This is a genomic window from Rhodococcus sp. 4CII (genome assembly GCF_014256275.1).
Taxonomy (GTDB): Bacteria; Actinomycetota; Actinomycetes; order Mycobacteriales; family Mycobacteriaceae; genus Rhodococcus_F; species Rhodococcus_F wratislaviensis_A.
Genome location: NZ_JACCFE010000002.1, coordinates 7,624,690 through 7,645,247 on the forward strand (window position 1 = coordinate 7,624,690; position 20,558 = coordinate 7,645,247).

Below are 20,558 nucleotides of genomic sequence, written 5' to 3' on the forward strand. Positions count from 1 at the left end.
GGAAGTAGGGGAATTGGCCGTCACCGTGTTCACACCCGCTCGACGATCGTGGCGATGCCCATGCCGCCGCCGACGCACAGGGTGATCAGGGCGCGGCGCTGGTCGCGGCGCTCGAGTTCGTCGATGACGGTGGAGATGAGCATCGCGCCGGTCGCGCCGAGCGGGTGGCCCATCGCGATCGCGCCGCCGTTGACGTTGACCTTCTCGTGCGGGAGGTCGAGGTCCCGCATGAACCGCAGGACGACGGACGAGAAGGCCTCGTTGATCTCGAACAGGTCGATGTCGCTGACCGACAGGCCGGCGACCTCGAGGGCCTTGAGGCTCGCCGGTGCGGGACCGGTCAGCATGATCGTCGGATCGGATCCGCTGACGGCGCCCGCGACGATGCGGGCCCGGGGAGTCAGTCCGAGTTCACGGCCGACCGTCTCGTTGCCGAGCGCGACGAGGGCGGCGCCGTCGACGATGCCGGAGGAGTTTCCGCCGGTGTGGACGTGGTCGATCTTCTCGATCCAGTGGTACTTCTGCAGTGCTACCGCGTCGAAGCCGGCCTGTGCGCCGAGTGCGGCGAAGGCGGGCTTGATCTTTCCGAGCGACTCGAGGGTGGTGCCGCGGCGGATGTGCTCGTCGTGGTCGAGGATCGTCTGGCCGTTCCGATCGAGGACCGGCACGATCGAGCGGGCGAACCTGCCCTCGTCCCAGGCGGTCGCGGCGCGGCGCTGGGACTCGACGGCGAACGCGTCGACGTCCTCGCGGGTGAAGCCCTCGATCGTGGCGATCAGGTCGGCGCCGATGCCCTGTGGGACGAACCCGGTGGTGAGGTTGGTCTCCGGGTCGTTCGCCCAGGCGCCGCCGTCGGAGCCCATCGGAACCCGGGACATGCTCTCGACGCCGCCGGCGAGCACCAGGGACTCCCAGCCCGAGGCGATCTTCTGTGAGGCGGTGTTGACGGCCTCGAGGCCGGAGGCGCAGAAGCGGTTCATCTGGACGCCGGCCACCGTCTCGGGGAGGCCCGCGGCGATGGCGGCGATGCGTGCAAGGTCCGCGCCTTGATCTCGCAGCGGGCTCACGACACCGAGGATCAGGTCGTCGACGCGCTTGGTGTCGAGGCTCGGGTTGCGGTCCTGGAGGGCGCGGAGTAATCCGGTGACGAGTGAGATCGGCTTGACGCCGTGCAGGGCTCCTCCACGTCCCCGCCCGCGTGGGGTGCGAAAGGCGTCGTACACGTACACGTCATGAGGCATTTTCGGGTCCTGTTCTGGTGATGGATGCGCGAGTCGCGCGGGGCCGGCGCGATCAGACCGAGGCGCGGGCGGCTGCGGTGTCTGCGCCGGCCCAGTAGGCATCGCGCAACGACTTCTTGTAGAGCTTTCCGGTGGGCAACCGTGGCATGTCGTCGATGAAGTCGAAGGACTTGGGGCATTTGAACTTTGCGAGGTGTGCGCGGCAGAACTCGTCGAGCTCGGCGGCCAGGCTCGGGTCCGTCGCTGCGGGGTCGGCCGCCTGGATCACGGCCTTGACGGCTTCGCCGAAGTCCTCGTCGGGGACGCCGAAGACGGCGGCGTCCAATACCTTCGGGTGGGTGACGAGCAGGTTTTCGATTTCCTGGGGGTAGATGTTCACCCCACCCGAGATGATCACGAAGGCCTGGCGGTCGGTGAGGTAGAGGAATCCGTCCTCGTCCAGGTAGCCGATGTCGCCGATCTTCGACATCGTGCCGGTGTCGTCCTTGGCGTCGGCGGTCTTGCCGGGATCGTTGAAGTACTCGAATCCGCTTCCCTCGCCGCGGAACCAGATGTTTCCGGCGACGCCGGGTGGGCACTCGTTGCCGTCGTCGTCCAGGATCACCGGTTCACCCATGAATGGCCGGCCGACGGTGCCCTTGTGCGCGAGCCACTCTTCCGGGGTGGCCCCGCACATGCCGTTGGCTTCGGTGCCGCCGTAGTACTCGTAGATCACCGGACCCCACCAGTCGATCATGGCCTCCTTGACCGCGACCGGACAGGGGGCGGCGCCGTGCACCACGACCTCGAGCGAGGACAGGTCCTGATTGCGCTTCTCGGCGGGCAGTTTGAGCATCCGGGAGAACATCGTCGGCACCACCATGGAGTGGGTGATGTGATGCTTCTCGACCAGGTCGAGGTACTGCTCGGCGTCGAAGCGCTCCATCACGACCACCGTCGCGCCGAGCCGCAGGCTGATCGCGACTGTCGACTGCGGTCCCGAGTGGTACAGCGGGGCGGGGGAGAGGAATCGCATGCCCTCGCGTAGGTGGAAGAGCTTGCGTCCGAAGTCTTCGATCGCGAGGATCTCGCCCGGGTGGGCGTCCGGCAGCAGGCGCTTGATCGCCTTGGGGCGGCCGGTGGTTCCGGAGGAGTAGAACATCGGCGTGCCCAGGCGCTCGTTCTCGCCGGGGGTGGTCGGGTAGCCGGCCACGGCATGCGAGTACGACTCGAACGGGCCGGTCAGGGCCGGTGATCCGGGCTCGGCATCGACCATGAGCCAACGGCTCACCCGCGGGCACAAGCCGGGGAGTTCCCGTGCCGCCTCGGCCTTGGTCGTGGTGGTGATCACCAGGCGTGACCGGGAGTCGTCGATGATGTACGCGGCTTCGGCTGCCGACAGGAACGAGTTGACCGGGGTGTAGAACAAGCCCGAGCGTTCGGCCGCCGACATCGCCACGATCATCTCGAGGTGGTTCTCCATCAGCAGCGCGATGTGGTCGCCGGGAACGAGTCCGTCGGACCGGAAGAGGGCTGCCAGCCGGTTGGCGCGGGCATCGAGTTCTGCGTAGGTCACAGTGATCCCGCTGGGGTGCATCACCACTGCGGGGCGATCAGGGTGGTCGAAGACATGGCGACCGGGGTACATGCTGCGCTCCTGTGAGGGGTCGGTTCGGTGATGGTTGCCGGTCAGGCCCGGATGGGGCGAAGGAACTCCGCCACCGCCCAGCCGCCGTGACCCTGTGCTAGGTCGACCGTCATCTGGGCCATCCGGACGGCCCGTTCCTGGGTGCGCTGGGTGACCGGGACGAAGTGGCGGATGCTGCCGTCGACGACGATCGTCGGCAGGCCCTCGGCGGTGATGACGCCGACGTGGCGCCCCCGATAGGTGGATTCACCGGCGTAGTCGGTGTGGACGAGGTAGTCGGTGATCGGGTGCACGACGTGGTCGGTGGTGACGACGGCACCGGCGCTGACTCGGATACCGGACGGTTCGTACTCGCCGTAGGCGCTGAAAGCGGTACCGTCGGCGAGCCAGCCGGCGACCCATTCGCCGGTGTAGGAGGCCCATTCACGCGGTCCCCACGAGTGGTCGCGGAACGAGGTCACCTTGTCGAGCACCCACGTCCGGCGACCGACTCGGATGGTGCCCGAGAGGTGGCCGAACTGCTCGTAGTGGTCGGTGGCGAACACTGAACTGCCCGGGGTGCAGTCGCCGTCGCCGTCGTCGTTGATGACAAACATCGGCGAGGTGGCCTCGTAGGTCAGGGAGATCTCGCACTCCTCGGACGGCGCGTTCTTCAATGCGATGCGGCCGTTCTCGGCCATCAACGACGGATGGGACACGCGGGCCACGGTGTTGCGGTAGGTGATCTCCGCGGTGCGTGTGGGCTCCTTGAACGCGATCTCGAGCCCCTGGCCGGCGAACTCGTCGTTGGTGGTGCAGGTCGTGCGCCCCGCGCGGAAGGCGATCGCGCCACCCGGAAGGGTGAGTTGGACGGACGTCTCGCTGTAACCGAGGTTCGGCCGGTTGCCGATGCGGACCAGGCCGCCGAGTTGGGTGATCGGGTCGACGAAGTTGAAGTAGACGCTCTCGTTGAAGTTCTCGACTCCCGTGAAGCCGTGGGTGCCCTCCGCATCCGCTCCGTACTTGCAGGCGGTGAACGGTTCGCTCGTCATGGTTCTCCTCGATGGATCGTCGAATGGGTTGGGCGTCAGAATCTCTCGGCCGGTACGGGGTCGAGCGGGAGGAAGAGCGCCTGTCGGTGCTCGAGAAACGAGAGCACCCCTTCCCGGGCGTCCAGGGAGTCGACCCGCGACGCATAGGCGCGGGATTCCTCGGCGGCGGCGCCGCGGGGGTGCGGCTGCGCCCAACTTGCGGCGAGGAGGCGCTTGGAGAGCGCCACCGAGGTCGGTGAGGTGTCGCGGACGAACTGCTCGGCGTACGTTCGGGCGGCTGCCATCACCTGGTCGGCGGGTACCACTTGCGTCAGGAACCCGGCGGCGTATGCCTCGGCGGCGTCGAAGACACGCCCGGAGAGGATCCAGTCGGTGGCGCGGCCGATCCCGACCAGGCGGGGCAGGAACCACGAGGAGGCCCCCTCCGGCACCACGCCGCGGCGATTGAACACGAAGCCGAATCGGGCCTTCTCGCTGGCGATCCGGATGTCCATCGCGGCGGCGATGGTCACCCCGCCGCCGACCGCGTGCCCGTTGAGCGCGGCGATCACCGGCTTCTGCATGGCGAACAGTCGCTCGCTGATCCGTCCAGCCGGCTCGCGGTATCCGGTCGGCGTGTGTCCCTCGATGTCCTCGACGAGCGCCCGGCTCAACGTCTCCGGACCGTCGAGTGCAGCGCCCAGGGAGAACGCCTCACCGGCGCCGGTGACGATCACCGCGCGCACCTGCGGATCACGATCGGCGAGGTCGAGCGCCCGCAGAACACTGACGAGCATCTGCACCCGCATGGCGTTTCGGCGCTCGGGCGCGTCGAGGGTGATCACCGCGATGCCGTCGGCGGCGTCGTAGCGCACGTCCTCGTAGGTGACCTCGGCGTGCGCGCCGGGGGCGACGGTGTCCGTCACAGTCCGCCGCCGCAGACGAGCACCTCGCCGGTGATGTAGCTCGACTCGGGGCTGCACAGCAGGTAGACGGCGCCCGCGGCTTCCTCGACGGAACCCGCGCGGCCGAGGGCGATCTGCTTGGTGGCGGCGTCCATCACCGCCGGGTTGACGCCGACCTTGATGGAGCGGCCGTCGACGTCGATGGTCTTCTCCTCGGTGGTGACCGAGGTGAGCCGAGTGTTGATCACGCCGTAGGCGACTGCGTTCGAGGTGACGTTGTAGCGGCCCCACTCCTTGGCGATCGTCTTGGTCAGACCCACCAAGCCAGCCTTGGCAGAGGAGTAGTTCGCCTGGCCGGGGTTGCCCTGCAGGCCGGAGGTGGACGAGATGTTGACGACCTTGCGGCAGGGCACGAAGCCGGCCTCCCGCTCGCGCTTGACCGCCGCGCTGATCACCGGCTGAGCAGCCCGCAGGATTCGGAACGGAGCAGTGAGGTGGACGTCGATGATGTCCGCCCACTGCTGGTCGTTCATCTTCTGGATCACGTTGTCCCAGGTGTAGCCGGCATTGTTGACGATGATGTCGATGCCGCCGAAGTTGTCGACGGCGGTCGCGACGAAGCGATCGGCGAAATCGGGGTCGGTGACGCTGCCGACGCAGGCGACGGCCTGGCCACCGAGCGCCTCGATCTCCGCGACGACCTCCTTCGCGGGTTCGGGATCGAGGTCGTTGACGACGACCTTGGCGCCCTCGGACGCCAGCTTCACGGCAACCGCGCGGCCGATGCCGCGGCCGGAGCCCGAGACCAGTGCGATCTTGTCCTGCAGTTTCTGCACGCTCACGTGCTGCCTCCTGTGTGTGTCGCGTCGAACGGGACGAATGCGTTGGACGCCGCAGGTGCCGGCGTCGGAGTGGGTGGACAACCGATTGTGACCCCAATCACTGGGGTGAATATTAACTTCAGCACCTGGCGCCGTCAATCATCAGTTTTTGCAGGAATGATTCGACAAATGTTAGTAGTGAATATGTATAGTCGGAAGAGGTTTGGTCCCACGGACCGCATCGAGCAAAGGACAGGCCTATGACCAACGTCTGCGTCAGTGGCATCGGAATGGTGCCCTTCGCGAAACCGGGAAAGAGCGAGACCTACGACCGGATGGGCGCCGGGGCCGCGGCCGCCGCCCTCCAGGATGCCGGACTCGAATACCGTGACGTCCAGCAAGCTTTCGTCGGATACGTCTACGGCGACTCCACCTCCGGACAGAACGCTCTCTACGGCATCGGGATGACCGGAATCCCCGTCGTGAACGTCAACAACAACTGCTCGACGGGCTCGAGCGCGCTGTGGCTCGCACGCCAGGCGGTCGCCTCGGGAGCCGCGGACTGCGTTCTCGCACTCGGCTTCGAACAGATGCAGCCCGGCGCGCTCGTCAACGCCTACGGCGACCGCCCCAGCCCGACCGCGCGCGGCGAGCAGGTGGCCACCGCGCGGCGCGGTGGGGACGTCCCGGGCCCCATGGCAGCCAAGCTGTTCGGCGGTGCGGGCGTGACGTACATGGAGCGCTACGGCGTCACCCCCGAATTGTTCGGCCGGGTCTCGGTGAAGGCCCGGACCCACGCCGGACGCAACCCCCTCGCCGTCTTTCGGGATCCGATCGATCTCGAGACCGTGATGACCGCCGCGCCGGTCTGGGGTCCGCTGACCCGGCTGATGTGCTGCCCGCCGACCAACGGAGCCGCGGCCGCGGTCGTGTGTAGCGATGAGTTCGCACGCAGCCGCGGTCTGGACGCGAGCGTGCGCCTGCGTGCCCAGTCGCTGGTCACCGACGTCGCCGGAACCTTCGACACGACCGACATGATGAAGGTTGTCGGCTACGACATGACCGCGAAGGCGGCCGCCGAGGTGTACGAGCAGTCCGGTGTCGACCCGCTCGACATCCCGCTCGTCGAACTGCACGACTGCTTCAGCACCAACGAGGTGATCACCTACGAGGGCCTCGGGCTCACCCCGGAAGGAACAGCAGAGAAATTCGTCCTCGACGGCGACAACACCTACGGCGGCCGTGTGGTGACCAACCCATCCGGCGGGCTGCTGTCCAAGGGGCACCCGCTGGGGGCGACCGGACTCGCGCAATGCGCGGAACTGGTGTGGCAGCTGCGCGGGCAGGCGGGCGACCGGCAGGTCGACGGCGCGCGAATCGCATTGCAGCACAACCTCGGACTCGGCGGCGCCTGCGTCGTGTCACTCTACGAGAAGGTGGGATGATGGCTCTCGACCACGCGATCCTCGACGTCACCCCGCCGATCCTGTCCCTCGACGTCGAGCGGGGGCGGATCCATCAGTTCGCGGTCGCGATCGGGGAGAAGAACCAGGTCTACCGCGACCGGGACGCCGCGCTCGCGGCGGGCCACCCTGATGTGCTCGCGCCGCCCACCTTCCTCTTCGGTCTCGAACTCGAGAACTCCGACGTCTTCGGCGACCTCGCCGCCCACGGGGTCGATCTCGGGAACGTCCTGCACGGCGAGCAGCGATTCCGGTACTTCGCCGACGTCCACGCCGGGGACCGGCTGCAGTTCGAATCCACCTACGTCGACGCGTACTCCAAGGCCTCGGGCACACTCGACTTCCTGGTGCGTCGCACCACCGTGACCCGAGGCGGCACCGTCGTGGCCGAGCTCGAGAGTGTCAGCGTCATCAAAAACCCCGGGAGCAATTCGTGAAACCACCCCCTGTTGCCACCGAATCCGCCGTCGCCACAGGCTCCGCTGTCGTCACCGAGTCCGTGCCCGAGCTGCGGCCCGGCCGGATCAGCCGCGCAACCCTGGCCCTGTTCGCGGGTGCGTCCGGCGATCACAATCCGATCCACATCGACATCGACTCGGCGCGGGCGTCCGGCGTCGACGACGTATTCGCCCACGGCATGCTGTTGATGGCCTATCTCGGGCGGCTGCTCACCGACTGGATCCCTCAGGGCCGCATCCTGGAGCTGTCCACCCGATTCACCGCGATCACTCCGGTTCTCGCAGAGCCGGTGCTGAACGCGCAGATCAGGGAGATTGTCACGGTCGACGGCGAACAGCGCGCGAATCTGGACCTGTCGGCGGTGCTCGCCGACGGCACCCGCACCCTGCTCGGCGCCGCCGTGGTGGCGTGGTAGGGATCGTCGATCGTGTCCGGGATGCGAAACTTGTTCCCATGATCGAGACGTGTTCGGTGACCGAGACGATGGGGAAGTACTGAGATGCCACGAGCGACAGCGACGCGGTCCGACGCGGGCACCGGCGGCACTCGGTCGTCCGTGAAGGGTGGACGGCGGACCGAGCAGATCGCCCGGGCGGCCGCCCGTCTGTTCCAGGACCTGGGTTACCAGAACGTCAGCATCGATCAGATCGGCGCCGCGGTCGGGCTGACCGGGCCTGCCGTCTACCGGCACTTCAAGGGCAAGCACGACATCCTCGTGCAGGCCCTGATGAGTCAGGTCCGGCTCGTCGACGAGCTTGCCGCCCGGGCCGACGAGGGCGTGACGGCGCAGGAGCAGCTCGATCTGTTCCTCGCCGGCCTCGGCGACCTGACGGCAAACGGCGACGAAGCGACGCTGTGGCGACGTGAGCAACGGCATCTCGAGCCCGCGGAACGTGACGAGTTCCTGGCGGACTTCGCCACCAATCGCGATCGCATCGCGGCGAAGGTCATGGCCGCGCAACCCAAGGTCGACGAACGCACCGCGGAACTGCTCGGGTTCGCCGTCCTCGCAATGTACTCGAACACCCCCGACATCCGCGGCACCCTGCCCTCCGATCGCCTGATCGACATCCAGTCGGCCGTCGCCGCGGCGATCATCGGCAGCAAGCTCCCGGACCACGGTCCGGAGGCAGTGACGGCGCCGCACACCGTCCACCGGCGCCCGGCGGGCCGACGGGAACGGATCCTGGAGGCGTCGGCGGGGCTGTTCGACGCGCGCGGCTTCTACGACGTTCGTATCGACGACATCGCCAAGGCATCCGAGATGTCCGTGGCCACGCTGTACCAGCACGTGAGCGGCAAGACCGAGGTGCTGCGTGCGATCCTGGAACGTGGCGCGGAGGGCCTGCTGTACGTGACCGCAGATGCGCTCGCCACCGCCGACAACCCACACCAGGCGCTCGACGCGCTGATCCGAACGTACATCCGGCAGGCGTTGGGGGTGCACGGGCGGATCATGCACATACTCGCCACCGACCTGCTCTACCTGCCCGACGACGAACAGGCGGCCCTCCGGGAAACCCAGCGCGAGTACGTCGCCGAGTGGGTCGACGCCATCTGCGCCCTCGACGGCGACCTGTCCGCGGCCGACGCCCGCGCCCTCGCGCAGTCGGCGATCGGCGTCATCACCGACGTGTCGCAAGAATCCCGGCTCCGGGAACGCCCCGGGATCGCGGAGGACCTCGCGATTCTCGCGCGCGCCATGGTATTGCCCACGGGCCTGGTGCCGCAGTGAACATCGCACAGAACAACACCGACAACCCCTCCAGAAGGGTGAACCACACATGTCCGAAACAGCTACCCGAAGTGCGGTGGTCGTAGGAGGAGCTTCCGGAATCGGCGCCGCCATCGCCCGGGCGTTCGCCGCAGACGGTGCGACGGTCACCGTCGCCGACCGCAATCTCGACCTGGCGCAGTCCCTCACCGCAAAACTGGGCCCCGGCCACCGGGCCGCTCAAGTGGAGGTGACCGACGAGGACTCGGTCCACGCCCTGTTCGAATCGGTCAGGTCCGCCCACGGCCGCGTCGACGTCGCGGTCAACAGTGCTGGTGTCAGCGCCGCAGGCGGGGTCACCGACCTGCCCGTGGAGAAGTTCCGCCGCGTCGTCGACGTCTGCCTGACCGGCGCCTTCCTGGTCGTCAAACACGCCGGCCGGGTGATGGAGGAGGGCGGCGTGATCATCTCCCTGTCCTCGCTCAACGCCCGCCAGCCCGGCACCGGCATGGGCGCCTACTGCTCGGCGAAAGCGGGGCTGGCGATGCTCACTCAGGTTGCCGCACTCGAACTGGCGCCCAAGGGGATTCGTGTCAACGCGATCGCGCCGGGGATCGTGATGACTCCGCTCACCAGCCCGTCGATGCAGATTCCCGGACTCAAGGACGACTACCTTGCGAACACGCCTCTGGGACGCGCGGGAACGCCCGAGGAGGTCGCCGATGCCGCCGTCTACATGGCCCGAGCGGCCTGGCTGACCGGTGAGAACCTTGACCTGAACGGCGGGGCGCACCTGGTGAGGTATCCGGACCTGTTGCGGCACTTCACCCGATCCGCGAGCTGACCCAGACAAGGGTCATATCAGAGTGAACGCTAACAATCGGGCACCATTACGTGGCGGATTTCCCGCTCGGATGGTGCCCGATTGCGTGTTCCCGCCGTAGACGCCCGATCCGAATCTTCCTTCTGCATTCGCTGTCTATCAAGGAAAGTCGGTGACCATCGCATATCCGACATGGGTGGGCGCGTCGCGGTGAGCCGGGCCGTTCAAGTTCTCGGACATTGACGGGATCGGGTCGACATGCCACGATATCATCGTTCACTTTGACTGTGCCGTCCGTCACACCCGACGGGGTAGCGTTCCAGCCGAACCGTCCCGAAATCGTGAGTATTGCGCGGCTCGCCGTCATGCCGAGCCCCCCGGACGACGTCGAGATCCTTTCCCGCACCCGAAGGAGCACCCATGACCCCCCAGAAGACCGCAGAGGTCGCAGCGAACGCCGCCGACGGCCAGGCCGCCGCGGCCGCCGAGCCGGCCTTTCCGTTCCCGCGCACCTGCCCGTTCGGTCTCTCCGAGCAGCTCGAGTCCCGTTCGGGTGAGAAGCCACAGAAGCTGAGCTTCAAGGGGACGGGCACATCCGGGTGGCTGGTCACCGGATACAAGGATGTGCGGTCGGTACTGGCCGACCCGCACACCAGCGTCCGCGGCATCGACGACTCCTCGCGTGGCGACGCCGGCGACCAGGCCGTGCCGGGCTTCTTCGTCGCGATGGATCCCCCCGGGCACGACGATCTGCGGCGCATCCTGGCGCGCGAATTCACCCCGCGGCGAATGGCAGCGATGCGACCGACGGTCGAGCGGATCGCCGGCGAGCTGATCGACCGGATGCTCGAATCGGACGGCCCGGTGGACCTGGTGGACGCACTGGCGCTGCCGCTGCCCTCGCTGGTCATCTGCGAACTGCTCGGCGTCCCCTACGACAAGCACGACTTCTTCCAGGAACGGACCCGCGCCGTGCTGGCGGCGGACAGCACACCGGAGGACATCGCCGCGGCGATCGGGGCCGTGATGACCTACCTGGCCGAACTCGTGGCGATCAAACAGGTCACCCCCGGCGATGACCTGATCAGCCTGTTGATCCAGCACATCGAGTCCGGGGCGGTCTCGGTGGTCGATGTCGCGGGCATGTCGACCTTGCTGTTGATGGCCGGACACGAGACCACCGGAAACATGATCGGGCTGGCCGTGTATGCGCTCCTCGAACATCCCGACCAGCTCGAGCAGCTGCGTGCCGAGCCCGAGCTGATGCCGCAGGCCGTCGAGGAACTGTTGCGCTATCTCGACATCATCGGCGACCTGCCGCGGTCGGTCACCGAGGACATCGAGGTCGACGGCCAGACGATCGCGAAGGGCGAACTGGTGCTGCTCTCCACCCAGGCCGGCAACCGCGACCCCGAGGTCTTCGACGAGCCCGACCGCCTCGACATCCACCGGGACGCCAGCCGGCACCTCACCTTCGGGCACGGCATCCACACCTGCCTGGGTGCGCCGCTGGCCCGGCTGGAACTTCAGGTGGTCATCTCCGCCCTCCTCGAGCGCCTTCCGTCGCTGCGCCTGGCGGTGCCGTCGGAGGAGGTCCGGGTCAAGACCGAGGCGCGGATCTTCGGGCTGCACGAGCTCCCGCTCACCTGGGACCGCGGGTAGCGGACCGCACGGAAGGAGCCGAGACCGTGACCAGAGCCACCCTCGATGCGTGTGAGAAGCGCACGGCCGCAGTGGAATTCGACGCCCTCGTCGAGAGCACCGCGTCGGTCTCGACCTGCGTCAAACAGCTCGTGCTGCGCCGGCCCGACGGCGCGGACCTGCCGCCGTGGACCCCGGGCGCCCACATCGACCTCTTCCTCGCCAACGGCACGGTGCGCCAATACTCGCTGTGCGGCCGCCCCGAGGACCGGCAGACCTGGCGGATTGCGGTGCTCCGTGAGCCTGACGGCAGCGGTCGGGGTGGTTCCGAGTACGTCCACCGAGCGCTGCACAGCGGGTCCCTGGTGCGGGTGAGTGCTCCGCGGAACAACTTTCGGCTCATCGACGCGGAGAGCTATCTGTTCGTCGCGGGCGGGATCGGGATCACCCCCATACTGCCGATGGTCGCCGCCGCGGAGTCGTCCGGGGCTGACTGGTCACTCGCGTACGGTGGGCGGTCCGCGGCCACGATGGCCTTCCGCGACGAACTCGCCGCGTACGGGGACCGCGTGTCGGTGCTTCCCGAGGACGAGTGCGGTCGGCTCGACCTTGCGGGACTGCTCGCCGGTGTGGACCAGGCGACCGCCGTCTACTGCTGCGGACCGGCGCCCCTGCTCGAGGTGATCGAGCAGGCCTGCGCGGACCGCGCGGCCGGTTCGCTGCACGTCGAACGGTTCATCCCCCGGGCCGGAGCCGACACGCACCGGGACCGGCCGTTCGAGGTCGTGCTGGCCAAGCAGGACCGCTCGTTCGAGGTGCCGCCGGGTGAGAGCATCCTGCACACCCTGGAATCGAACGGGATCGACGTGCCGTCCTCCTGCCGGCAGGGCATGTGCGGCACCTGCGAACAGGCCCTCCTGGAGGGAGAACCGGACCACCGCGACGAGATCCTCACCCCGGAGGAGCGAGCCGCGGGGGAGTACATCCTGATCTGCGTCTCCCGGTGCCGAGGCGACCGCCTCGTGCTGGACCTGTGATCCGAGAACATCAGATATGTTATACGACAGAATAATTCGTGAAAAGGAGAGAGCAATGGGTCGTGTAGAAGGCAGGATCGCGATCGTCACCGGAGCGACCTCGGTCGAGCCGGGCGGTCTGAACATCGGCGGTGCCGCCGCCACCGAACTGGCCGCGGAGGGCGCGGGGGTGGTCCTCGCCGACATCAACGTCGAGGGCGCGGAGCGGCTGGCCGCGATCCTCAACGAGCGGCACGGCGAGAAGACCGCACTGGCCTTCGGGCTCGATCTGCGCAACGAGAGCGAGATCGAACAGCTCGTCGCGCGCACCCTCGAGTACTTCGGCCGGCCCGACATCGTGATCAACAATGCGGGCATCTTCCCGATCGACGACGGCGACGTCGCGACCATGGGGATCGAGACGTGGGACAACGTGATGGCCACCAACGTCCGGGCCGCGATGCTGCTGACCAAGCACGCACTGCCACATCTGCGTGAGGGCGGCGGTGCGATCGTGAACACCGCGTCCACCCATGCGTTCGCCGGCGACAGCAGTCTCACCGGGTACGGTGCCGCCAAGGCCGCACTCCTGGCGTTGACGAAGTACACCGCCACCCAGTACGGCAAGGAGGGTGTGCGTGCCAACGCGATCTGCCCCGGCACCACGACGACCCCGCCGGCCCAGGCCCTGCCCGAGGCGATCAAGGACGTCTACCGCGCTCACACGATGAGCCCGGATCTCAACGGTCCCACCGAACTCGGCAAGGTCTACCTCTTCCTGGCCTCGGACGACGCCAAGGGCATCAACGGCGAGGTGGTCCGCGTCGACGGCGGCCTGCTGGCCCACCAGCCGTTCGTGCCGGACATGGTCATGATGGGCATGACCACCGCGTCCGAGCAGTAACGAGGCAGCCGGCAGGTCATGCCGGGTGGGTGATCGGATCGATCACCCACCCGGCATTTCGCTGTGCGCGGATCCGCGCATTCATCGGGGCGGGACGCGCAAAGACCTCCGGCCGGGATGTGGAGTACATCCCGGCCGGAGGTCTCGGTCCGCCGTCAGTGGGTACCGCGCACGGTGACGGTGAAGTCGGCCGGATCGGGACGGTGGGTCCGGGCCCAGTACTCGGGCACCGGCCAGGGGGAGTTGGTCACCACACGTCCGGTGGAGTTGCGGTAGTAGCTGTCCACCCCGTCCATGGCGTACACCATCCGCGAGTTCGCCTCGTCGAGCTCGTCGTTGTACTGCCGGTACGGCTCAGGACGGCACTCGACGGTCGCCAGGTCGTCGGTGACCATTTGGGCGAGCAAATCGACGACGTACCGAACCTGTGCCTCGGCGATGGTGATGAAGCTGCCGCCCGGGGGGTTCGTGTTCGGTCCGTAGAGGAAGAACAGATTCGGGAATCCCGGGGTGGTGATGCCGAGGTAGGCACGACCGTTGTCGTCCTCCCACGACTCGCGGAGCTCGACGCCGTCACGGCCGCGGATGTCCATCGGGTAGAGGTACCGCTGCTGCTGGAACCCGGTGCAGAGGATCAGCACGTCAACGTCCCTCGACTCGCCCTCGCTGGTGACGATCCCATTGTCGGTGAGGGCCTCGACCCGCTGCGTGAGCAGCTCGACGTGAGGCTTTTTCAGCGTGGTGAACCACCCGTTGTCGATGAGCAGACGCTTACCGAACGGGGGGCGGTCGGGCAGGGTCTTGCGGATCAGGTCCTCATCGCCGCCGATCTGCTGTTCGAGGTAGGCAGTGAAGTACGCGCGGTAGGCGTCGTTGAGCGAGCTGACCTGCTTGCCCTTCTCCTCACGCTTCGGATCGACAGGGAGCGCAGCGAAGGTGCGTTCGGTGTACAGCCAGTAGAGACGGAACCGGTACCACTCGCGATAGAACGGAACATGGTCGTACAGCCAGTGTTTCATCGGATCCGAGGACTGAAAGTAGTGCTCGTTGGGAGCGATCCACTGCGGCTGGCGTTGCAGCACGACCATGCTCTCGACCTGGTCGGCAATCGCCACGACGAGCTGCATCGCGCTGGCGCCATTGCCGACCACCGCGACACGCTTTCCGGTGAGATCGATGTCCTGCGGCCACTGCGCAGAATGCACGATCTCACCTCGGAAGCTCTCGCGACCGGGGAACTCGGGAACGTTCGGGGTGCTGTGCAGTCCGGCTGCCGTCACCAGCGCGGTGGCGCGCATCTCCTGCCGCCGTCCGTCGGGCCCGGTCACGGTGACGACCCACTGCCCGTTCGTCTCATCCCATTCGGCGCCCTCGACCGAATGGCGCAGCCGGATGTTGTCGTGGAGGTCGTACTCGCGCGCGACCTCCTCGAGGTAGTCGAAGATCTCGTTCCGCCGGGCGAAGTACTCGGACCAGTTCCTCGGGTGGAAGGAGAACGAGTACAGATCGCTCGGGATGTCGACCCGGGCGCCGGGGTAGCGGTTCTCCCACCAGGTGCCGCCGACGTGGTCGTTGCGCTCGAGGACCGTGTAGGGAATCCCGGCCTTGCCCAGGTTGATCGCACAGGTCAGGCCGGAGATACCGGCACCGACGACGATGACGCCGAGATCGGACCGGGTCGACTCGACGAGCGCGTCGACGTTCGTCGGCACGTAGGGGGTGAACCCCAACTGCTCTGCGATCATCGGGGCGTACGCCTCGTCGATCGGCTCGCCCATCACCGCACTCATCAGACGGGCCAGCTCGCCGGTCGGCTCGGGGCGGGCGATCGGCTTGCCCTGGGACCAGTCCAGGATGGCGTCGGTGGCGGCGGCATGGATCTCGGCCTGGATCTGCGGAGTGAGTCCGCCGTCGTCGAGCTCCTCGAAGCCCTTCGTCGGACTCGGGACGTATGGCGGTGCCAGCCACTTCTCCTCGCCGGTCAGCTGGTACAGGACCGGGAGGAGGCAGGGAATGTTGCCGGCGGTGACGGCGGCATACAGCGTGTCCCGGTCGAGATTCGGATCCGGCGAGACGGTCTGACTCATGGTGTCTCCTTCTCAGAGTTCGGGTCGTGGGTCGGTCGTGGGTCAATCGAGCAGCGATCGAAGGGTTTCGAAGGCCGCGAGCCGTTCGGCGTGGGTGCCGGCCAGGGGAGCGACGTTGAGCAGTCCGACGCCGACCTCGCGTAGGAGGGAGAGACGCTCCGCGATGTAGGAGACCGGACCGATCAGCGTTGTGGCGCGGACGAGTTCGTCCGGCACCGCGGCCGCCGCTCGGGCATGCTGTCCGGACAGGAACAGGTCCTGGATGCGCCGCGCCTGATCGGCGAATCCGTAGCGGCAGGCCAGATCGTTGTAGAAGTTGCGTTCCCGTGAACCCATTCCGCCGACGTAGAGGGCGAGTTGCGGACGTGCCCGGTCCAGCCAGGGCGCGGGGTCCTCGGTGACGGCGAACCGCACCCGGACGATGATGTCGAGATTGCCCAGATGCTCGGGACGTTTGGCGGCGCCTCGCCGCAGCGCCTCGCCCCACACCTCGTCCATCTTCTCCGGATGGAAGAAGATCGGTTCCCATCCCTGGGCGGTCTCGGCGGCGAGTTCGACCATCCGGTCGCCGAGGGCGGCGATCGAGATCGGGATGTCCGCACGGACGGGATGATTGATCAGCTTCAGCGGTTTGCCGAGGCCGGTGCCACGATCGGCCGGCAGGGGCACCTGATGGTGACGGCCGTTGTGTCGCAGGGGCTCCCGGCGCCACACGGTGCGGCAAATCTCGATGGTCTCCCGGGTCTTTCCCAGCGCGTGACCGAACGGGACTCCGTGGAATCCTTCGACGACCTGGGGCCCGGACGCGCCGAGTCCGAGCCGAAACCGCCCGTTCGACACGTAGTCGAGACCCGCCGCGGTCATGGCGAGTGTGGTCGGTGTGCGGGAGTCGAGCGCGAGGATCCCGGTGGCGAGTTCGACTCTCGACGTGCGCGCGGCGAGGTATCCGAGTTGGCTGACGGCATCGAAGGAGTACGCCTCGCCCAAGGTCACCGAGTCCAGGCCTGCAGACTCGAAGTCCACTGTCTGGTCGGCCAGTTCGTCGAATGGAGGGCCGAAGTCGAGGACTGTGCCGATACGCATGTGGTTGCCTGCCTTCTGGGAGTCGCAGTCCGTGCTGCGATTGACGGCGTTCGGGTCCGATCGACGGATCGGCCGTGGGTCGCGACCGGGACCGGCGCGTGGACGTCATGTTAATGATAAATACACAGAAAATCTACCGTCGAGCGCTAATCACTAGCGCTTTTGGTCAATTGTGTTAGTTGTGAATTCGGTCGAACATTGCATTGAGGTGGAGTCGCCATCGAGTCGTCGCGGGCGACGACTCGATGGCGGAACCCGGAACCCGGATCGCCGACGACGGTATCGGCCGGTGTGTCGGTCCACGAGACTGTCGGGACATCATGCGAATGACGGTTATAGATGATTCTAGGTTGCAATGTGTCCTGACCTGCATGCTTTAGCATTGACATTAGCAGTAACTATGTTAGCTTGGTCACAAGCCGCGCATCGTCCGAATCCGTACCGGGAGATGAGTCGTCGGCGCCGTGCTGGATGCAGGGGGAGCGCTCGAGTGTCGGGCGTTGTTGCCTCCGGACGCACTTCTACTGGAAAGGCTCTGAACATGACCGAGATGCTGACCCGTGAGACGACTGCCGGCAGCAGTAGGGAATCCGATTATCTGGATCGGGTCCGTTCCATCGCGGACCTGGTCCGGGCGGAGGCAGAAGCGATCGAGCGCGACCGCACGATCACCAAGCCAGTCGCCGCCGCGCTCGTCGAGCTGGGTCTACATGAGCTGCTGATCCCTGAGGAGCTGGGTGGCGGTGGTCTGCTTCCCAGCGAGGCCCTGCGGGTATACGAGGAAATGGCCAAGTGCGACGCCTCGGTCGGGTGGGCGTGGATGGCCAGCTCCTGGGCCACCGCCGGTGTCCTGGGCCACCTCCAGCCGCATGTCGTCGCCCAGCTGATGAGCACCGACGGCGGATTCATCGTCGCCGGCCAGCTCCTGCCGCGTTACCCGGCCGTCCAGGTCGACGGTGGATACATCATCGACGGCGACTATTCCTTCGCGAGCGGTTCGGATCACGCGACGTGGATCGGTGCGGGATTCCTGGTCGCCGACGAGAACGGAAACCTGATCCTGGGGGAGGACGGTCAGCCTCAGGCCCGTATCGCGCTCCTGCCCAAGGACGAGGTCGAAATCAAGAACAACTGGGACGTCTGGGGCCTGGCGGGCACCGGCAGCCACGACTACACGATCTCGAAGCAATTCGTGCCGGCGGAGTTCACCACGCCGACCTTCGGTGGCACCCCGGTCCGCTCGGAGACGCTGTACAAGCTCACGAACGAGTTCGCGGGCGGATTGCCGCACGCGCCGATCGTGCTCGGCATCGCGACGCGCGCGCTCGAGTTGGTCGCGGAGCTGACCGCCGGCAAGATGCGGCCGAACTACACGATCCCGGTCGGCGATGCAGAGATCTTCCGAATCGACTTCGCCCGCAAGGATGCCTCCCTTCAGGCCGCTCGCCTCTACTGCCACGAGATCGCCGAGTCGGCCGAGGCCACCGTGAACGCGGGGCGTTCGGTGACTCCCGAGGACATCGCCCGGGTGAAGCAGATGCTGGCCTGGGTTCACGAGGTGACCGCCGACATCGTCGAATTCGCCCATCGCTGGGGCGGGAGCCGGAGCATCGGCCGCACCAGCACGTTGGGCCGCTACGTGCGGGACATGCACGTCGCAACTCAGCATCTGCTTGTCGATCCGAAGATGCTCGTGGATGCCGCCGAAGTTCTTCTCCCCATCTACACGCATGCCGCGGCGCGGGCCTGACCCTGTGATCGTCGACGTGGCGGTTCGACCGGGGTTGCGGTGCGCCCCGATCGAACCACCACGTTCAACCGGTCTGCCGCTCGGCAGTCCGACGAGCGTGAGAGGCATCCCTGATGGGCCATTACAAGAGCAACCTCCGCGATGTGGAGTTCAATTTGTTCGAACTGCTCGAACGGGATCGCGTGCTCGGCACCGGCCCGTTCGAGGATGTGGACGTCGACACCGCGAGGGTCGCACTTCGCGAGGTCGACCGGCTCGCGCGAGAGGACCTGGCGCAGTCGTTCGAGGACTCCGACCGCAGCCCGACCATCTTCGACCCGGTGGCACATACCGTTACCGTCCCGCCCGCCTATGCGGCGACGTACAAGACCTGGATGGACGCCGAATGGTGGCGTCTACGAGTGCATCCCGATCTCGGCGGAACCCTCGCACCCAGTTCGCTGAACTGGGCCCTGGCCGAGTTCGTGCTGGGCGCCAACCCGACCCTGTGGACCTACGTCGGATTCCCGACCGCCACTCGCGTCGTGTGGCAGCACGGCACCGAACGGGACCGGATGATCGCCCGGATCGCTGTGGACCGGCAGTGGGGCGCGACGATGATGCTCACCGAGCCGGACGCAGGTTCCGATGTCGGAGCAGGTCGCACGAGGGCGATCCCGAACGACGACGGCACCTGGAACATCGAGGGTGTCAAGCGCTTCATCACCGCAGGTGAGCATGATCTGGCGGACAACATCGTCCATCTCGTGCTCGCCCGGCCGGTGGGCGTCGAGGGGGCGGGTGGGCCGGGAACCAAAGGGCTGAGCCTGTTCCTCGTCCCCAAGTTCCACTTCGATCTCGACACCGGGGAGCTCACCGGTGAGCGCAACGGTGTCTACGTCACCAACGTCGAGAAGAAGATGGGCGTGAAGGTCTCGGCGACTTGCGAAATGACCTTGGGGGAGAACACGCCGGCGCGCGGCTGGCTGCTCGGCGAGGTCCACGACGGCATCGGCCAGATGTTCGACGTGATCGAGGACGCCCGGATGATGGTCGGCTCCAAGGCGATCGCGACGCTGTCCAGCGGCTACCTCAACGCGCTCGACTACGCCAGGCTGCGCGTGCAGGGTGCCGATCTGACCCGCTCCTCCGGCAAGGCGGCACCCAGGGTCACCATCACCCGCCACCCGGACGTACGCAGATCGCTGCTCACGCAGAAATCGTTCGCCGAGGGGATGCGGTCCCTTGTCCTCTACGCGGCCTCCTGGCAGGACGAGATCGCGATCAGGAGTGCTGCCGGAGACGATACCGTGCTGGCCGAGGCAGTCAACGATCTGCTCCTGCCGGTGGTCAAGGGCTACGGCTCCGAGCGCTCGTGGACGGTGCTGGGAACCGAATGCCTCCAGACCTTCGGCGGATCGGGCTACCTCCAGGACTATCCGCTCGAACAGTACGTGCGCGATGCCAAGATCGACACCGTCTACGAGGGGACGACCGCCATTCAGGCGCAGGATCTGTTTTTCCGGAAGATCGCCAAGGGCAACGGGATCGCCTTCACACACCTGGTGCGCGAGATCTCTTCGTTCGTGGACGATCCGACGGCCGCCACGGACCTGGCGATCGAACGCGCTCTCCTGCGCGAGGCGGCCGGCTGCGTCGAGGCGATCGTCGCGACGATGAGGGCCGACCTGGTGCAGGCGAACCCGGCCGTCGAAGGCGGCGAGGTGGCGAGCATCTACAAGGTCGGGCTCAACGCGACCCGTCTGCTGTACGCGCTCGGCGACGTGATCGTCGCGTGGCTGCTGGGTCGGAGCGCCGCGATCGCCCTGCGCGCGCTCGACACGGACGTTTCGGCGGCCGAGAGGGCATTCTACGAGGGCAAGGTGGCTGCAGCGCGGTTCTTCGCCCGGAACGTCCTGCCCCTGGTCGCGGCGGAGAGCCGAATCGCCTTCGCGGTGGACGATTCAGTGATGCGCCTGGACGAGAACGCCTTCTGACGGCGTCCCCGCCGCACCGATCGACGACAGCGCGCCCG

17 protein-coding genes are annotated in these 20,558 nt (G+C 67.0%); 10 read left to right on the top strand and 7 right to left on the bottom strand.

Annotated elements, in window-relative coordinates; genetic code table 11:
* Positions 1-29: 29 nt before the first annotated feature.
* The 5 genes from H0B43_RS35775 to H0B43_RS35795 are packed head-to-tail and all read right to left on the bottom strand — an operon-like array spanning position 30 to position 5,625.
* The gene (locus H0B43_RS35775) at positions 30-1,241 is read right to left on the bottom strand and encodes an acetyl-CoA C-acetyltransferase (protein WP_185723682.1); all 1,212 of its coding nucleotides are present in this window, start codon (positions 1,239-1,241) and stop codon (positions 30-32) included.
* 52 nt (positions 1,242-1,293) lie between these two features.
* Positions 1,294-2,868, bottom strand: coding sequence for an AMP-binding protein (locus tag H0B43_RS35780; RefSeq protein WP_185723681.1), 1,575 nt, complete (start codon positions 2,866-2,868; stop codon positions 1,294-1,296).
* A 41-nt stretch (positions 2,869-2,909) separates the two neighbouring features.
* Positions 2,910-3,899 (bottom strand): hypothetical protein, encoded by a 990-nt coding sequence (locus H0B43_RS35785; RefSeq protein WP_185723680.1) that lies wholly within the window; start codon positions 3,897-3,899, stop codon positions 2,910-2,912.
* 35 nt (positions 3,900-3,934) lie between these two features.
* Complete coding sequence (locus H0B43_RS35790) at positions 3,935-4,804, bottom strand: enoyl-CoA hydratase-related protein (protein WP_312033610.1); 870 nt, start codon at positions 4,802-4,804, stop codon at positions 3,935-3,937.
* Positions 4,801-5,625: an SDR family oxidoreductase gene (locus H0B43_RS35795; protein ID WP_185723679.1), complete on the bottom strand. Its 825-nt coding sequence runs from the start codon at positions 5,623-5,625 to the stop codon at positions 4,801-4,803. Before H0B43_RS35795 ends, H0B43_RS35790 begins: the two co-directional genes overlap by 4 nt.
* Positions 5,626-5,864: 239 nt before the next feature.
* On the opposite strand from H0B43_RS35795, the gene H0B43_RS35800 reads away from it, so the two are divergent.
* From H0B43_RS35800 to H0B43_RS35835, 8 genes are all read left to right on the top strand, one after another.
* Positions 5,865-7,049, top strand: coding sequence for a lipid-transfer protein (locus H0B43_RS35800; RefSeq protein ID WP_185723678.1), 1,185 nt, complete (start codon positions 5,865-5,867; stop codon positions 7,047-7,049).
* Positions 7,049-7,504, top strand: coding sequence for a MaoC family dehydratase N-terminal domain-containing protein (locus tag H0B43_RS35805; RefSeq protein WP_185729647.1), 456 nt, complete (start codon positions 7,049-7,051; stop codon positions 7,502-7,504). The genes H0B43_RS35800 and H0B43_RS35805 overlap by 1 nt, the downstream gene beginning before the upstream one ends.
* Positions 7,505-7,566: 62 nt before the next feature.
* Positions 7,567-7,941 carry a MaoC/PaaZ C-terminal domain-containing protein gene (locus H0B43_RS35810; RefSeq protein WP_185729646.1) on the top strand — a complete coding sequence of 125 codons (375 nt, stop codon included), beginning with the start codon at positions 7,567-7,569 and terminating at the stop codon, positions 7,939-7,941.
* An 84-nt stretch (positions 7,942-8,025) separates the two neighbouring features.
* Complete coding sequence (locus H0B43_RS35815; protein ID WP_185723677.1) at positions 8,026-9,261, top strand: TetR/AcrR family transcriptional regulator; 1,236 nt, start codon at positions 8,026-8,028, stop codon at positions 9,259-9,261.
* A gap of 49 nt (positions 9,262-9,310) precedes the next feature.
* The gene (locus tag H0B43_RS35820; RefSeq protein ID WP_185723676.1) at positions 9,311-10,084 is read left to right on the top strand and encodes an SDR family NAD(P)-dependent oxidoreductase; all 774 of its coding nucleotides are present in this window, start codon (positions 9,311-9,313) and stop codon (positions 10,082-10,084) included.
* A 399-nt stretch (positions 10,085-10,483) separates the two neighbouring features.
* Positions 10,484-11,725 carry a cytochrome P450 gene (locus tag H0B43_RS35825; RefSeq protein ID WP_185723675.1) on the top strand — a complete coding sequence of 414 codons (1,242 nt, stop codon included), beginning with the start codon at positions 10,484-10,486 and terminating at the stop codon, positions 11,723-11,725.
* A 26-nt stretch (positions 11,726-11,751) separates the two neighbouring features.
* Positions 11,752-12,741, top strand: a complete 990-nt coding sequence (locus tag H0B43_RS42960; protein WP_312033609.1) for a PDR/VanB family oxidoreductase — start codon at positions 11,752-11,754, stop codon at positions 12,739-12,741.
* A 55-nt stretch (positions 12,742-12,796) separates the two neighbouring features.
* Complete coding sequence (locus H0B43_RS35835; RefSeq protein ID WP_185723674.1) at positions 12,797-13,624, top strand: SDR family NAD(P)-dependent oxidoreductase; 828 nt, start codon at positions 12,797-12,799, stop codon at positions 13,622-13,624.
* 155 nt (positions 13,625-13,779) lie between these two features.
* On the opposite strand, the gene H0B43_RS35840 is transcribed toward H0B43_RS35835, so the two are convergent.
* Positions 13,780-15,711: an NAD(P)/FAD-dependent oxidoreductase gene (locus H0B43_RS35840; RefSeq protein WP_185723673.1), complete on the bottom strand. Its 1,932-nt coding sequence runs from the start codon at positions 15,709-15,711 to the stop codon at positions 13,780-13,782.
* A 42-nt stretch (positions 15,712-15,753) separates the two neighbouring features.
* The gene (locus H0B43_RS35845; protein ID WP_185723672.1) at positions 15,754-16,794 is read right to left on the bottom strand and encodes an LLM class F420-dependent oxidoreductase; all 1,041 of its coding nucleotides are present in this window, start codon (positions 16,792-16,794) and stop codon (positions 15,754-15,756) included.
* Positions 16,795-17,335: 541 nt separating this feature from the next.
* On the opposite strand from H0B43_RS35845, the gene H0B43_RS35850 reads away from it, so the two are divergent.
* Entirely contained in the window at positions 17,336-18,544 is a 1,209-nt protein-coding gene (locus H0B43_RS35850) for an acyl-CoA dehydrogenase family protein (protein WP_185723671.1), read from the top strand.
* Positions 18,545-18,657: 113 nt separating this feature from the next.
* Entirely contained in the window at positions 18,658-20,520 is a 1,863-nt protein-coding gene (locus H0B43_RS35855) for an acyl-CoA dehydrogenase (RefSeq protein ID WP_185723670.1), read from the top strand.
* Positions 20,521-20,558: the final 38 nt, after the last annotated feature.

Bases quoted from the DNA above. Each gene is read 5' to 3' on its own strand.
- H0B43_RS35775 (WP_185723682.1), bottom strand. From the start codon at position 1,241: ATGCCTCATGACGTGTACGTGTACGACGCCTTTCGCACCCCACGCGGG.
- H0B43_RS35780 (WP_185723681.1), bottom strand. From the start codon at position 2,868: ATGTACCCCGGTCGCCATGTCTTCGACCACCCTGATCGCCCCGCAGTG.
- H0B43_RS35785 (WP_185723680.1), bottom strand. From the start codon at position 3,899: ATGACGAGCGAACCGTTCACCGCCTGCAAGTACGGAGCGGATGCGGAG.
- H0B43_RS35800 (WP_185723678.1), top strand. From the start codon at position 5,865: ATGACCAACGTCTGCGTCAGTGGCATCGGAATGGTGCCCTTCGCGAAA.
- H0B43_RS35805 (WP_185729647.1), top strand. From the start codon at position 7,049: ATGGCTCTCGACCACGCGATCCTCGACGTCACCCCGCCGATCCTGTCC.
- H0B43_RS35815 (WP_185723677.1), top strand. From the start codon at position 8,026: ATGCCACGAGCGACAGCGACGCGGTCCGACGCGGGCACCGGCGGCACT.
- H0B43_RS35820 (WP_185723676.1), top strand. From the start codon at position 9,311: ATGTCCGAAACAGCTACCCGAAGTGCGGTGGTCGTAGGAGGAGCTTCC.
- H0B43_RS35825 (WP_185723675.1), top strand. From the start codon at position 10,484: ATGACCCCCCAGAAGACCGCAGAGGTCGCAGCGAACGCCGCCGACGGC.
- H0B43_RS35835 (WP_185723674.1), top strand. From the start codon at position 12,797: ATGGGTCGTGTAGAAGGCAGGATCGCGATCGTCACCGGAGCGACCTCG.
- H0B43_RS35840 (WP_185723673.1), bottom strand. From the start codon at position 15,711: ATGAGTCAGACCGTCTCGCCGGATCCGAATCTCGACCGGGACACGCTG.
- H0B43_RS35845 (WP_185723672.1), bottom strand. From the start codon at position 16,794: ATGCGTATCGGCACAGTCCTCGACTTCGGCCCTCCATTCGACGAACTG.
- H0B43_RS35850 (WP_185723671.1), top strand. From the start codon at position 17,336: ATGACCGAGATGCTGACCCGTGAGACGACTGCCGGCAGCAGTAGGGAA.
- H0B43_RS35855 (WP_185723670.1), top strand. From the start codon at position 18,658: ATGGGCCATTACAAGAGCAACCTCCGCGATGTGGAGTTCAATTTGTTC.